Genomic DNA, 14,352 nt, shown 5'->3' with positions numbered 1-14,352 from the left:
CTGAATCAACCGTAACGACCGGTGATATAGTCTTCTGTTTGCTTTTTAGCGGGCTTGGTGAACAGATCGTCCGTATTACTGAACTCAATCAACTCGCCCAGGTACATAAACGCCGTGTAATCGGAACAACGCGCAGCCTGCTGCATGTTGTGGGTCACGATAACCACGGTGTAATCCTGCTTCAGCTCGGTGATCAACTCTTCAATACGGCCGGTTGAGATCGGGTCCAGAGCTGAACACGGCTCATCCAGCAACAACACTTCCGGGCGAATGGCGATACCACGCGCAATGCACAGACGCTGCTGCTGACCACCGGAGAGAGAGTAACCGCTCTGGTGCAACTTATCTTTGGTTTCGTTCCATAATGCGGCCTTGGTCAAAGCCCACTGAACGCGCTCATCCATATCCGTACGGGAGAGCTTTTCAAACAGACGTACGCCAAAGGCAATGTTGTCGTAGATGGACATCGGGAACGGCGTCGGTTTCTGGAACACCATCCCGACTTTTGCACGCAGCAGGGCGATATCCTGGCTGTTGGTCAGAATGTTATCGCCGTCCAGGATGATTTCACCTTCGGCACGCTGCTCCGGATAGAGCGAATACATTTTGTTAAAGGTACGCAGCAGCGTGGATTTACCACAGCCAGACGGACCGATAAATGCCGTGACCTGGTTCCTGGCGATATCCAGGTTGATGTTCTTCAGGGCATGGAATTTGCCGTAGTAGAAGTTCAAATCACGAACCTGAATCTTACCCGGGGCAGTATCAACCATACTCATTGACTCATTTCCTCATTCGGCGCCGCGATCTGCCGCGCCGTAAAAATTTAACCGTGTTTCTGCTTCGCGAAAATGACGCGCGCCAGAATGTTCAGCAACAGTACGCAAAGGGTAATGATCAGCACCCCGGCCCAGGCCAGCTGCTGCCATTCCGCGAATGGGCTCATCGCAAATTTAAAAATCGTCACCGGCAGGTTGGCGATCGGCTGCATCATGTCCGTACTCCAGAACTGGTTGGAGAGGGCAGTAAACAGCAGCGGCGCCGTTTCGCCTGCAATACGGGCAATGGCCAGCAGGATACCGGTCATGATCCCCGATACGGAGGCTTTCAGCGTAATCGCGGAGATCATTTTCCACTTCGGCGTGCCCAGCGCGTAAGCCGCTTCACGCAGGCTATCCGGCACCAGTTTCAGCATGTTCTCGGTGGTACGAATGACGATAGGTACCTGCAGCAGCGCCAGCGCAATCACGCCGGCCCAGCCGGAGAAGTGTTCCATCTGCGCCACCACAATGGTGTAAACAAACAGACCGACCACGATAGACGGCGCAGACAGCAGGATGTCGTTAATGAAACGAATCACCTCTGCCAGCCAGGATTTACGCCCGTACTCCGCCAGATAAATCCCCGCCATAATGCCAAGCGGTGTACCAACTACCGTCGCCCAGAGGATCAGCAAACCGCTGCCCGCCAGGGCATTCGCCAGGCCGCCGCCCGCCGTATTTGGCGGCGGCGTCATCTCGGTGAACAGTGACAGCGACATCCCGTCGATGCCGCGCACAACGGTCGAGAACAGGATCCAGACCAGCCAGAACAGACCGAACGCCATCGTTGCCATTGAGAGCGTCAACGCAACGCGGTTTTTGAAACGACGCTTCGCCTGCATTTTGCGACGGGATTCCGCCAGTGCAGTGGTGCTTTGCATTTCGAGAGTTGCCATTAGCGTGCCCCCTCATTTTTTGCGAGACGCAGGATCATCAGCTTGGAGATCGCCAGCACAATGAAGGTAATCACAAATAGGATCAGGCCCAGTTCCATCAGCGCCGCGACGTGCAGCCCGGATTCCGCTTCGGCAAATTCATTCGCCAGTGCGGAAGTAATACTGTTGCCCGGCATGTAGAGGGAGGCGCTGTCGAGCTGGTAGGTGTTACCGATAATAAAGGTCACCGCCATGGTTTCACCCAAAGCACGGCCTAACCCCAGCATGACGCCGCCAATCACCCCATTTTTGGTGAACGGAAGGACGATGCGCCAGATAACTTCCCAGGTGGTGCAGCCGATGCCGTAGGCCGACTCTTTCATCATCACCGGGGTTTGTTCGAAGACATCGCGCATTACCGCCGCAATGTACGGAATAATCATAATGGCGAGGATCACCCCCGCAGCCAGAATACCGATACCGAAAGCCGGGCCAGAGAACAGGGTGCCGACAAACGGAATGGCAGAGAGAACATTACCCACCGGTTCCTGGAAGTACGTTGCGAACAGGGGAGCAAAGATAAACAGGCCCCACATGCCGTACACGATACTTGGAATAGCGGCCAGCAGTTCAATGGCGATACCCAGTGGACGACGCAACCAGCCCGGCGCCAGTTCCGTCAGGAACAGGGCAATACCAAAGCTCACCGGCACCGCAATCAGCAGGGCGATAAACGACGTCACCAGCGTGCCGTAAATCGGCACCAGCGCACCGTAGATATCGTTCGGCGCATCCCACTCTTTGGTCCACAGGAAGGAGAAACCGAATTTCTGGATGCTCGGCCAGGAGGAGAAAATCAGGGACACGATAATGCCGCCCAGCAGCAATAGCACAATCAGCGCAGCCAGTTTGACCAGCGCGCTGAAAATCATGTCACCTTTTTTACCCGGAGGGTTAAATGCAGGCTTTGTTGCAGCCATAAATCACTCTTCTGTTAAACGCGTTTACGAAATCGGCGGGTAGCGCGAGCGCCACCCGCCATTTTCGTCAGAATACTAAATTAATACAATGCTTTACCGCTGCTGTCTTTCACGTTGGTTTTCCATGCAGCGCGAATCTGCTCAACCACGTTGTCCGGCAGGGTGGCGTAATCCAGCGCGTTAGCCTGTTTGCCGCCGTTTTTGTACGCCCAGTCGAAGAACTTCAACACTTCAGCGCCCTGCTCAGGTTTCTTCTGCTCTTTGTGAACCAGAATGAAGGTGGTAGAGGTGATTGGCCACGCACCATCGCCTTTCTGGTTAGTCAGATCCTGAGCGAAGGATTTGCTCCAGTCAGCGCCTTTTGCAGCGTTAGCAAAGTTCTCTTCAGTCGGGCTGACTGGCTTGCCATCGGCAGAAACCAGTTTGGTGTAAGACAGGTTGTTCTGCTTAGCGTACGCATACTCTACATAGCCGATAGAACCAGGCAGACGCTGTACGAACGCGGCGATACCGTCGTTGCCTTTACCACCCAGACCGGTTGGCCAGTTAACGGTAGAGCCGGAACCGACTTTAGATTTCCACTCTTCGTTCACTTTCGCCAGGTAGCTGGTGAAAACGAAAGAGGTACCGGAACCATCTGCACGACGAACCACTGCGATGTTCTGCGAAGGCAGTTTGACACCCGGGTTCAGTTTGGTGATGGCTTCGTCATCCCATTTTTTGATTTTACCGAGGTAGATGTCACCCAGGGTTTTGCCGTCCAGGACCAGCTCGCCTGATTTCAGGCCTGGAATGTTAACGGCCAGCACAACACCACCGATAACGGTCGGGAACTGGAACAGGCCTTCCTGCGCCAGTTTGTCATCAGACAGTGGAGCGTCTGATGCGCCGAAATCAACGGTATTCGCGGTAATTTGTTTTACGCCACCGGAGGAGCCGATACCCTGATAGTTAACCTTGTTACCGGTTTCTTTCTGGTAGGTATCCGCCCATTTGGCATACACCGGCGCAGGGAAGGTTGCACCAGCGCCAGTCAGGCTTGCTTCTGCAAATACAGAGAACGCGCTCAGAGATAAGGTCGCGGCGACAACAGTTGCGACAGTGGTACGCATAACTTTCATAATGTCTCCTGCAAGATTTTCGTAAATCGTTGTTTAGTGGCTACGATGAGCAAAATAGGACAAACAGGTGACAGATAAATGTACGAATTATGACAGTTTTATGACAATGAAAATTTAGCTTAAATATCAGTAAAAATTCATTTAATTATCATCTAGTTAACCACTTACATGACAGCAAGTTTTCAGAAATATTTTCTTTATGTGACACTGAAAAAAGTAGCTGAAGATGACAGATTGTCATAAATAAAAATGCGGATGGGTTGATTAAAAACAAACCAGGAAGGGTAAAAAAGCTCCACCCGAAGGTGGAGCCTGAGGGGATTATTCTACGGTGACCGATTTCGCCAGGTTACGTGGCTGGTCAACGTCAGTGCCTTTGATCAGCGCGACGTGATAGGCCAGCAACTGCAGCGGAACGGTGTAGAAGATAGGGGCAATCACCTCTTCCACATGCGGCATCTCGATGATGTGCATATTGTCGCTGCTCGCAAAGCCGGCGTCTTTATCGGCGAAGACGTACAGTACACCACCGCGGGCGCGGACTTCTTCGATATTGGACTTCAGTTTTTCCAGCAGTTCGTTGTTAGGTGCCACAACGATGACCGGCATGTCTGCGTCAATCAGCGCCAGCGGGCCGTGTTTCAGCTCGCCTGCTGCGTAAGCTTCCGCGTGGATGTAGGAGATCTCTTTCAGCTTCAACGCGCCTTCCAGCGCAATTGGATACTGATCGCCGCGGCCGAGGAACAGGGCGTGATGTTTGTCAGAGAAATCTTCCGCCAGCGCTTCAATGCGTTTGTCCTGAGACAGCATCTGCTCAATACGGCTTGGCAGCGCCTGCAGGCCATGAACGATGTCATGCTCAACAGACGCATCCTGACCTTTCAGACGCGCCAGTTTCGCCACCAGCATCAGCAGAACGGTCAGCTGAGTGGTAAACGCTTTGGTGGAGGCCACGCCGATTTCCGTACCCGCGTTGGTCATCAGCGCCAGATCGGATTCACGAACCAGCGAAGAACCCGGCACGTTACAGATGGCCAGAGAGCCCAGATAACCCAGCTCTTTAGAGAGACGCAGCGCCGCCAGGGTGTCCGCCGTTTCGCCAGACTGGGAAAGGGTGATCATCAGGCTATTACGACGCACCGCGGATTTGCGGTAGCGGAATTCTGAAGCGATTTCCACGTCACACGGAACACCGGCCAGGGATTCAAACCAGTAGCGTGAGACCATACCGGAGTTGTAGGAGGTACCGCAGGCCACGATCTGAATATGCTCAACCTTACCGAGCAGCTCATTGGCGTTGGCACCCAGTTCGCTCAGGTCCACCTCGCCGTGGCTGATGCGCCCGGTCAGGGTGTTTTTGATAGCGTTCGGCTGCTCGTAAATTTCTTTCTGCATGTAGTGACGGTAAGCGCCTTTGTCGCCTGCGTCGTACTGCAGATTGGATTCGATCTCCGGGCGTTTCACCTGCTCGCCTTTGGTATCGAATACCGTCACGCTGCGACGCGTCACTTCCGCGATATCACCCTCTTCCAGGAAGATAAAGCGACGGGTAACCGGCAGAAGTGCCAGCTGGTCAGAGGCGATAAAGTTCTCGCCCATGCCCAGACCGATAACCATTGGGCTACCGGAACGTGCGGCCAGCAGCGTGGACGGATCGCGTGAATCCATGATTACCGTACCGTATGCACCGCGCAGCTGAGGGATCGCGCGCAGCACCGCTTCACGCAGTGTACCGCCCTGCTCCAGCTCCCAGTGAACCAGGTGAGCAATAACTTCGGTGTCGGTTTCAGAGACGAAGGTATAGCCGCGCGCTTTAAGTTCTTCGCGCAGCGGTTCGTGGTTTTCGATAATGCCGTTATGCACGACCACGATGTGTTCGGACACATGCGGGTGCGCATTGCCTTCAGACGGTTCGCCGTGGGTCGCCCAGCGGGTGTGCGCAATACCCGTGCCACCGTGCAGCGGATGATCTTCCGCAGCCTGGGCCAGCATCTGCACTTTACCGAGACGACGCAGACGGGTCATATGCCCTTCTGCATCCACAACCGCCAGACCGGCAGAGTCGTAACCACGGTATTCCAGACGACGTAAACCTTCGAGAAGGATTTCAGCAATATCACGCTGCGCAACTGCGCCAACAATTCCACACATAGTTTAATTTCCTGATTATGGCGTTATGCCATGCGTTGTCGCTGACCTGTATTTGCCCTTTCCGGGCACCCCGAGCCTTGTAGAGAGTGGGGTTATTGTTATAAGTACTGCCTTTGAGGGGAGGATTATGTTATCCCCTCACCCCATCCCTTTCCCCAGAGGGGCGAGGGCAAAAAACACCGCACCGAACGAGCTCTCTCCTCGCGGGAGAGAGCAGGGTGCAGGTCGTTACTTTTTCTTCACCGGGCGTTTCCAGCCCTGCTTGTGAACCTGCGGCACGCGGCTCAGCACCAGCTCATTGTCGGCAACATCGCGCGTCACTGTCGTCCCGGCGGCAATGGTTACCCCGTTCCCGACCGTCACCGGTGCCACCAGCTGTGTATCAGAACCGACAAACACATCATCACCGATGATGGTTTTAAACTTGTTGGCACCGTCATAGTTGCAGGTGATTGTTCCTGCACCAATGTTCACGTTATCGCCAATTTCTGCATCGCCCAGGTAGGTTAAATGGCCGGCTTTGGAACCTTTGCCCAGACGCGCTTTTTTCATCTCAACGAAGTTGCCAACATGGGCGCCTTCGAGCAATTCAGCGCCAGGGCGCAGACGTGCGAACGGCCCAATGGTGCATGCCGCGTCCAGATGTGCATCTTCAACCACGCTGTACGGGCTAATGTCGCAGTCATCACCGATGACGCTGTTTTTGATAACACAACCGGCACCAATTTTGACGCGGTGGCCAAGCGTGACGTTGCCTTCAAGGATAACGTTAGTATCGATTTCAACGTCGCGCCCGTGAGATAAGGTCCCGCGCAGATCGAAACGCGCCGGGTCGCGCAGCATAACGCCTGCCAGGAGCAGTTTTTCAGCCTGTTCGGACTGATAAACGCGTTCCAGGCGGGAAAGCTGAAGGCGGTTATTCACCCCTTCGGTTTCGCTAATGCGTGCCGGATGAACCGCCGCAATCTCACGCCCTTCCTGATAGGCCATCGCGATGATGTCGGTGATGTAGTACTCACCCTGCGCATTATTGTTGGTGAGCTTCGACAGCCAGCGCTTCAGGTCCGCGCCATTGGCAATCAGGATACCGGTGTTGATCTCCTGAATCTGACGCTGTGCGTCGCTGGCATCTTTATGCTCAACGATACCCGTTACGTTACCGTTTTCGCGGGTAATGCGGCCATAGCCGGTCGGATCGTCAAGTACGACAGTTAACAACCCGATGCCACCCAGCGGTTTAGCTTCACGCAGGCGGGCAAGGGTGTCGACAGAGATCAGCGGGACGTCGCCGTAAAGCATCAGAATATCTTCGTCATCCGCAAAGAACGGGGCGGCCTGCTGCATGGCGTGTCCGGTCCCCAACTGTTCTGCCTGAAGCACCCAGTTGAGTTTGTCATCGTTCAGCGTCTTTTTAAGCAGATCGCCGCCGTGACCATAGACCAGATGGACCTGACGGGCACCCAGTTCATTAGCGGCATCAATGACATGCTGCACCATCGGCTTTCCTGCCAGCGTGTGCAGTACCTTTGGAAGATCGGAATACATGCGGGTACCTTTACCGGCGGCAAGGATGACCACGCTCATTGTATTGTTCAACATACGCGTCCTGACTGTAATTTGAGTAAGAAGTTAAACCCGTTGACGTTGAAAATTCTACATATTTTGCGTCATAAAATGGAATGGCGGTAAAACGTTCAACATCAGCCAATAATGGCTATTTGAGGCGATTTTTAGGGGCAGAGTAAACCCCTTTTTCTCTGGAAAATAGCCTTCTCGCGATAAGTCGCTAGCACACACAATAGCTTAGCTATTCTTTTGGATCATGAATAAAGATCGGTGTGATACGAAACCATAAAAAAAGCCAGCCTGGAAACCAGACTGGCTTTGTGCTTTTCAAGCCGGTGTTACATCGCTTTTTTGGTCAACTCGATAACGCGCAGTTTCGCGATCGCTTTGGCCAGCTCCGCAGACGCCTGAGCGTAATCCACGTCACCATGAGAGCTGCTAATGTGCTCTTCAGCCTTACGCTTCGATTCCAGGGCTCGTGCTTCGTCGAGATCCTGGCCACGAATAGCGGTATCGGCCAGAACGGTCACGCTGCCAGGCTGCACTTCAAGAATGCCGCCGGACAGATAGATAAACTCTTCATGACCGAACTGTTTAACGATGCGGATCATACCAGGCTTAATGGCGGTGAGCAGCGGTGCGTGACCCGGGAAAATACCCAGTTCACCTTCACTACCCGTTACCTGGATTTTCTCGACCAGACCAGAGAACATTTGTTGCTCTGCGCTGACGACGTCCAGGTGGTAAGTCATTGCCATATCACCCTCCGATTAAGGCGTTAAAGTTTTTTGGCTTTTTCCACGGCTTCGTCGATGGAACCAACCATGTAGAACGCCTGCTCCGGCAGGTGATCGTATTCGCCTTCCATGATGCCTTTAAAGCCACGGATGGTGTCTTTCAGGGAAACGTATTTACCCGGAGAACCGGTGAATACTTCCGCAACGAAGAACGGCTGGGACAGGAAGCGCTGGATCTTACGCGCACGTGCTACCACCAGTTTGTCTTCTTCAGACAGCTCATCCATACCCAGGATGGCGATGATGTCTTTCAGTTCCTGGTAACGCTGCAGCAGGGACTGTACGCCACGCGCGGTGTCGTAGTGTTCCTGCCCCACAACCAGTGGATCCAGCTGACGGCTGGTGGAGTCCAGCGGGTCAACGGCCGGGTAGATACCCAGAGACGCGATCTGACGGCTCAGTACCACGGTTGCGTCAAGGTGCGCAAAGGTGGTGGCTGGGGATGGGTCAGTCAAGTCATCCGCAGGTACGTATACCGCCTGAACGGAGGTGATAGAACCGGTTTTGGTTGAGGTGATACGTTCCTGAAGAACACCCATCTCTTCCGCCAGCGTCGGCTGATAACCTACCGCTGAAGGCATACGACCCAGCAGTGCAGATACTTCAGTACCGGCCAAGGTGTAACGATAGATGTTATCAACGAACAGCAGAACGTCACGGCCTTCGTCACGGAACTTCTCAGCCATAGTCAGGCCAGTCAGCGCAACGCGCAGACGGTTTCCTGGTGGCTCGTTCATCTGGCCGTAAACCAGGGATACTTTGTCCAGAACGTTGGAGTCGGTCATTTCGTGGTAGAAGTCGTTACCCTCACGAGTACGTTCACCTACGCCCGCAAATACGGAGTAACCAGAGTGCTCGATCGCGATGTTACGGATCAGCTCCATCATGTTTACGGTTTTACCTACACCCGCACCACCGAACAGACCAACTTTACCGCCCTTCGCAAACGGACACATCAGGTCGATAACTTTGATGCCGGTTTCCAGCAGTTCCTGAGAGCTGGACAGCTCTTCGTAGGAAGGTGCTGCGCGGTGGATAGCCCAACGCTCTTCTTCACCGATGTCGCCTTTCATGTCGATTGGTTGACCCAATACGTTCATGATACGACCCAGTGTTGCTTTACCTACCGGGACTTCGATCGGGTGCTCAAGGTCTTTAACTTCCAGACCACGACGCAGACCGTCGGAAGAACCCATCGCGATGGTACGCACGATACCGCCGCCGAGCTGCTGCTGAACTTCCAGCACCAGGCTCTCGTTACCATTCTGTACCTCAAGCGCGTCGTACACGCGTGGTACGGCGTCCTGAGGGAACTCGACGTCCACCACGGCGCCGATTACCTGGACAATCTTTCCAGTAGCCATCTTGAATCCTCTACGTAATTCGTAAACCTGGTTAAACCGCGGCGGCCCCCGAGACGATCTCGGTGAGTTCCTGAGTAATGCTGGCCTGACGAGCTTTGTTGTAAACCAACTGCAGCTCTTTAATCAGGCTGCCGCCATTATCGGTCGCGGCTTTCATCGCCACCATTCGTGCGGCCTGCTCGCTGGCCAGGTTTTCTACAACGCCCTGATAAACCTGAGATTCAACGTAACGACGCAGCAGGGTATCCAACAGCGGTTTCGGATCGGGTTCATACAGGTAATCCCAGGATTTTTGCTTCAGCTCGTCATCTTCTGATGCCGGTAAAGGCAGCATCTGAGTGAGCGTTGGAACCTGAGACATGGTGTTAATAAATTTGTTGCTGACAACGTACAGTCTGTCCAGACGGCCTTCATCATAAGCCTGCAACATCACTTTAACCGGGCCGATCAACTCGGACAGGGAAGGGTTATCACCCATACCCGTCACCTGAGCGACAATGTTGCCACCAACGGAGTTAAAGAAAGAGACGCCTTTAGAGCCGATCATTGCGATATCGCACTGAACGCCTTTTTCAGACCATGCTTTCATATCCGCCAGCAGTTTTTTGAACAGGTTAATGTTCAAGCCGCCACACAGACCACGGTCGGTCGACACCACCAGGTAGCCCACGCGCTTAACGTCGCGTTCTTCCAGGTAAGGGTGCTTATATTCCAGATTACCGTTTGCAAGGTGACCAATCACTTTGCGCATGGTTTCTGCATAAGGACGGCTGGCCGCCATGCGATCCTGCGATTTACGCATTTTGGAAGCGGCGACCATCTCCATCGCTTTAGTGATCTTTTGCGTGTTCTGGACGCTTGCGATCTTACTACGTATCTCTTTTGCGCCGGCCATGAGCTTCTCCTCAATGCCAGGCGGCTTGTCCTGAGACAAGCCGCCGGACGATTACCAGGATTGGGTTGCTTTGAAGGAATCGAGGATAGCTTTCAGCTTGCCTTCGATTTCGTCGTTATAGCCACCGGTCTGGTTGATCTCTTGCATCAGCGGAGCGTGATCACGGTCGACGTAAGCCAGCAGAGCGGCTTCGAAGCTACCGATTTTCGCCAGTTCCACATCTTCGAGGTAACCGCGTTCAGCCGCGAACAGAACCAGGCCCTGCTGAGCAACAGACATTGGTGCGTACTGTTTCTGCTTCAGCAGCTCGGTCACTTTCTGACCGTGGCTAAGCTGTTTACGGGTTGCTTCGTCCAGATCGGATGCGAACTGAGAGAACGCAGCCAGTTCACGATACTGTGCCAGCGCGGTACGAATACCACCGGACAGTTTCTTGATGATCTTGGTCTGAGCAGCACCACCCACACGGGATACGGAGATACCCGGGTTAACTGCCGGACGAATACCGGAGTTAAACAGGTTGGTTTCCAGGAAGATCTGACCATCGGTAATGGAGATTACGTTGGTCGGAACGAACGCAGAAACGTCACCCGCCTGGGTTTCAATGATTGGCAGCGCGGTCAGAGAGCCGGTTTTACCCTTCACTTCACCTTTGGTGAAGTTCTCGACGTATTCCGCGTTAACGCGGGAAGCACGCTCCAGCAGACGAGAGTGGAGGTAGAATACGTCGCCAGGGAACGCTTCACGTCCAGGTGGACGACGGAGCAACAGGGAAACCTGACGATATGCAACGGCCTGTTTAGACAGGTCATCGTATACGATCAGCGCATCTTCACCGCGGTCACGGAAGTATTCGCCCATTGCGCAACCGGCGTATGGTGCCAGGTATTGCAGTGCAGCAGATTCAGAAGCGGTCGCCACAACAACGATGGTGTTAGACAGCGCGCCGTGCTCTTCCAGTTTACGAACCACGTTAGAAATGGTGGACGCTTTCTGGCCGATAGCCACGTACACACATTTGATGCCGGAGTCACGCTGGTTGATGATGGCGTCGATAGCCATCGCGGTTTTACCGGTCTGACGGTCACCGATGATCAGTTCACGCTGGCCACGACCGATTGGAATCATGGCATCAACGGACTTATAACCAGTCTGCACTGGCTGATCAACGGACTGACGGTCGATAACGCCTGGTGCGATAACTTCGATTGGGGAGAAGCCATCGTGCTCAACCGGACCTTTACCGTCGATTGGCGCACCCAGGGTGTTAACAACGCGACCCAGCAGGCCACGGCCAACCGGCACTTCCAGAATACGGCCAGTACACTTAACCTTCATGCCTTCGGCGAGGTCAGCGTATGGACCCATCACAACTGCACCTACGGAGTCGCGCTCCAGGTTCAGTGCGATAGCGTAACGGTTACCCGGCAGGGAAATCATCTCACCCTGCATACAATCGGCCAGGCCGTGGATGCGGATAACACCGTCACTTACAGAAACAATAGTACCTTCGTTGTGAGCTTCGCTCACAACACTGAACTGAGCAATGCGCTGCTTGATCAGTTCGCTGATTTCGGTGGAATTCAGTTGCATGCTCCAGTCCCCTTAAGACTGCAAGACGTCTGCAAGGCGTTCAAGACGGCCGCGTACGCTGCCATCAATGACCATATCACCCGAACGGATGATTACGCCTGCCATTACAGACTTATCGATTTTGCAATTCAGCTTAACTTTGCGTGACAGACGTTTTTCCATCGCGGCGGTAATTTTCGCAAGCTGTTCATCACTCAGTTCAGTCGCAGAAGTCACTTCGACTTCAGCGGTAGCTTCACTAAGGGCACGTAAGTGCTCAAACTGCTCGAGAACATCCGGGAGCACACGGAGACGACCATTTTCTGCCATTACCTTAATCAGGTTCTGACCATTGGCATCCAGTTGCTCTCCGCACACGGCGATAAACGACGCGGCGAGAGTTTCAGGCGCTAACGCACCAGAAAGCAACTCGGCCATTTGTTCGTTTTTCGTCACCTCAGCGGCAAACGCCAGCATATCCTGCCAGCGATCGACATTTTGGTGTTCGACAGCAAAGTCAAAAGCTGCTTTGGCGTAGGGGCGAGCTACCGTAACAAATTCAGACATCAGCCCCTCCCTCCTTACAGTTCAGCGACAAGTTTGTCCACGATGTCGCTGTTAGCAGCTTCATCCACGGAACGTTCGATGATCTTCTCGGCGCCAGCAACAGCCAGAATCGCAACCTGCTTACGCAGTTCTTCGCGAGCACGTTTACGCTCAGCTTCAATTTCAGCCTGAGCTTGTGTCACGATCTTAGTACGTTCCTGTTCTGCTTCAGCTTTGGCTTCGTCCAGGATCTGCGAACGGCGTTTGTTAGCCTGTTCGATGATAACCTGAGCTTCCGCTTTCGCTTTTTTCAGCTGGTCTGTCGCGTTGGCCTGTGCAAGGTCCAAATCTTTCTTAGCGCGTTCTGCAGAAGCCAGACCGTCAGCAATTTCTTTCTGACGTTTTTCGATGGCAGCCATTAAAGGCGGCCATACATACTTCATGCAGAACCAGACAAAGAGAATAAACGCGATGGCCTGGCCGAGGATTGTTGCGTTCATGTTCACAGCACAATACCTCTTTAATATCTGTGGCTTAGGGTTTTAAAACTACTACTACGCGACAGCAAACATCACGTACAGACCCAGACCTACAGCGATCATTGGGATAGCATCCACCAGACCCATAACGATAAAGAACTGAGTACGCAGCAGAGGAATCAGATCAGGTTGACGCGCTGCGCCTTCCAGGAATTTGCCCCCGAGGATGCCGATACCGATCGCAGCACCGATAGCCGCCAGACCCATCATCACAGCGGCAGCCATGTACAGCAGATCCATATTCAGGTTTTCCATGACAGTCTCCAGTTTGTTTCAATTAAAACGTAGTAGTGTTGGTAAAAAATCAGTGCTCTTCAGACGCCATCGACAGATAGACGATCGTCAGAACCATGAAGATAAAGGCTTGCAGCGTAATGATCAGGATGTGGAAAATGGCCCAAGGCACATTCAGAATCCACTGTGACCACCACGGCAGAAGACCCGCGATCAGAATGAAAATCAGCTCACCCGCATACATGTTGCCGAACAGTCGCAGACCCAGTGAAACAGGTTTGGACAGCAGGCTAACGCCTTCCAGGATCAGGTTGACCGGAATAAACGCCCAGTGGTTGAACGGCTGCAAGGTAAGCTCTTTCACGAAGCCGCTTACGCCTTTCATTTTGATGCTGTAGAAAAGAATCAGGATAAACACGCCCAGCGCCATCGACAGGGTGATGTTCACGTCAGCGGACGGCACCACGCGCAGTGCTGGCAGACCGAGGACATGTTCGCCAATCCACGGCAGGAAATCGATTGGCAGCAGGTCCATCAGGTTCATCAGGAATACCCAAACGAACACGGTCAGGGCCAGCGGAGCAATCAGCTTGCTCTTACCATGGTACATGTCTTTGACGCTGCCATGGACGAAGCCGATGATCATTTCGATGAACGTCTGGAATTTCCCTGGAACACCGCTGGTCGCTCTTTTCGCAACACCGCGGAACATGGCCAGGAACAGAAGACCCAAAACGACCGAGAAGAACATGGAGTCGATGTTGATCGTCCAGAAGGTGGCCGGGGGGTTATGCGGATCCACCAGCGAGAATGTACGCAGGTCCAGCTGAAGGTTATTCAGATGGTGACCTATGTAATCCTGCGGCGTCATATTTTCTGAAGCCATGATGC

Annotated in this window: 14 protein-coding genes; all 14 read right to left on the bottom strand. The window is 53.5% G+C overall.

Features of this window, described 5'->3' with window-relative positions:
• Positions 1-5: 5 nt before the first annotated feature.
• Positions 6-779, bottom strand: coding sequence for a phosphate ABC transporter ATP-binding protein PstB (pstB, locus tag AC2FAP_RS17350; RefSeq protein WP_014172291.1), 774 nt, complete (start codon positions 777-779; stop codon positions 6-8).
• 47 nt (positions 780-826) lie between these two features.
• Positions 827-1,717: a phosphate ABC transporter permease PstA gene (gene pstA, locus AC2FAP_RS17345; protein ID WP_014172289.1), complete on the bottom strand. Its 891-nt coding sequence runs from the start codon at positions 1,715-1,717 to the stop codon at positions 827-829.
• Positions 1,717-2,676 carry a phosphate ABC transporter permease PstC gene (gene pstC / locus AC2FAP_RS17340; protein ID WP_014172288.1) on the bottom strand — a complete coding sequence of 320 codons (960 nt, stop codon included), beginning with the start codon at positions 2,674-2,676 and terminating at the stop codon, positions 1,717-1,719. The genes pstA and pstC overlap by 1 nt, the downstream gene beginning before the upstream one ends.
• Before the next feature lie 80 nt (positions 2,677-2,756).
• Positions 2,757-3,797, bottom strand: a complete 1,041-nt coding sequence (gene pstS / locus AC2FAP_RS17335; RefSeq protein WP_014172287.1) for a phosphate ABC transporter substrate-binding protein PstS — start codon at positions 3,795-3,797, stop codon at positions 2,757-2,759.
• A 321-nt stretch (positions 3,798-4,118) separates the two neighbouring features.
• Complete coding sequence (gene glmS / locus AC2FAP_RS17330; protein ID WP_047954840.1) at positions 4,119-5,948, bottom strand: glutamine--fructose-6-phosphate transaminase (isomerizing); 1,830 nt, start codon at positions 5,946-5,948, stop codon at positions 4,119-4,121.
• Between the two features lie 228 nt (positions 5,949-6,176).
• Positions 6,177-7,547 (bottom strand): bifunctional UDP-N-acetylglucosamine diphosphorylase/glucosamine-1-phosphate N-acetyltransferase GlmU, encoded by a 1,371-nt coding sequence (gene glmU, locus AC2FAP_RS17325; protein WP_449541945.1) that lies wholly within the window; start codon positions 7,545-7,547, stop codon positions 6,177-6,179.
• 305 nt (positions 7,548-7,852) lie between these two features.
• Positions 7,853-8,272, bottom strand: a complete 420-nt coding sequence (locus AC2FAP_RS17320; RefSeq protein WP_006177560.1) for a F0F1 ATP synthase subunit epsilon — start codon at positions 8,270-8,272, stop codon at positions 7,853-7,855.
• 20 nt (positions 8,273-8,292) lie between these two features.
• Positions 8,293-9,675, bottom strand: coding sequence for a F0F1 ATP synthase subunit beta (atpD, locus tag AC2FAP_RS17315; protein WP_006177559.1), 1,383 nt, complete (start codon positions 9,673-9,675; stop codon positions 8,293-8,295).
• A gap of 31 nt (positions 9,676-9,706) precedes the next feature.
• Positions 9,707-10,570 (bottom strand): F0F1 ATP synthase subunit gamma, encoded by an 864-nt coding sequence (gene atpG, locus AC2FAP_RS17310; protein ID WP_020882764.1) that lies wholly within the window; start codon positions 10,568-10,570, stop codon positions 9,707-9,709.
• A gap of 51 nt (positions 10,571-10,621) precedes the next feature.
• Positions 10,622-12,163, bottom strand: a complete 1,542-nt coding sequence (atpA, locus tag AC2FAP_RS17305) for a F0F1 ATP synthase subunit alpha (protein WP_006808751.1) — start codon at positions 12,161-12,163, stop codon at positions 10,622-10,624.
• Positions 12,164-12,175: 12 nt separating this feature from the next.
• Positions 12,176-12,709 carry a F0F1 ATP synthase subunit delta gene (atpH, locus tag AC2FAP_RS17300; RefSeq protein WP_014172281.1) on the bottom strand — a complete coding sequence of 178 codons (534 nt, stop codon included), beginning with the start codon at positions 12,707-12,709 and terminating at the stop codon, positions 12,176-12,178.
• A gap of 14 nt (positions 12,710-12,723) precedes the next feature.
• Positions 12,724-13,194 (bottom strand): F0F1 ATP synthase subunit B, encoded by a 471-nt coding sequence (atpF, locus tag AC2FAP_RS17295; RefSeq protein ID WP_003862370.1) that lies wholly within the window; start codon positions 13,192-13,194, stop codon positions 12,724-12,726.
• 48 nt (positions 13,195-13,242) lie between these two features.
• Entirely contained in the window at positions 13,243-13,482 is a 240-nt protein-coding gene (atpE, locus tag AC2FAP_RS17290; RefSeq protein ID WP_000429386.1) for a F0F1 ATP synthase subunit C, read from the bottom strand.
• A 49-nt stretch (positions 13,483-13,531) separates the two neighbouring features.
• Positions 13,532-14,347, bottom strand: a complete 816-nt coding sequence (gene atpB, locus AC2FAP_RS17285) for a F0F1 ATP synthase subunit A (protein WP_014172280.1) — start codon at positions 14,345-14,347, stop codon at positions 13,532-13,534.
• Positions 14,348-14,352: the final 5 nt, after the last annotated feature.

This window comes from Enterobacter cloacae complex sp. 394I7 (genome assembly GCF_057320345.1).
This window is presented reverse-complemented; position numbering and strand designations above follow the sequence as displayed.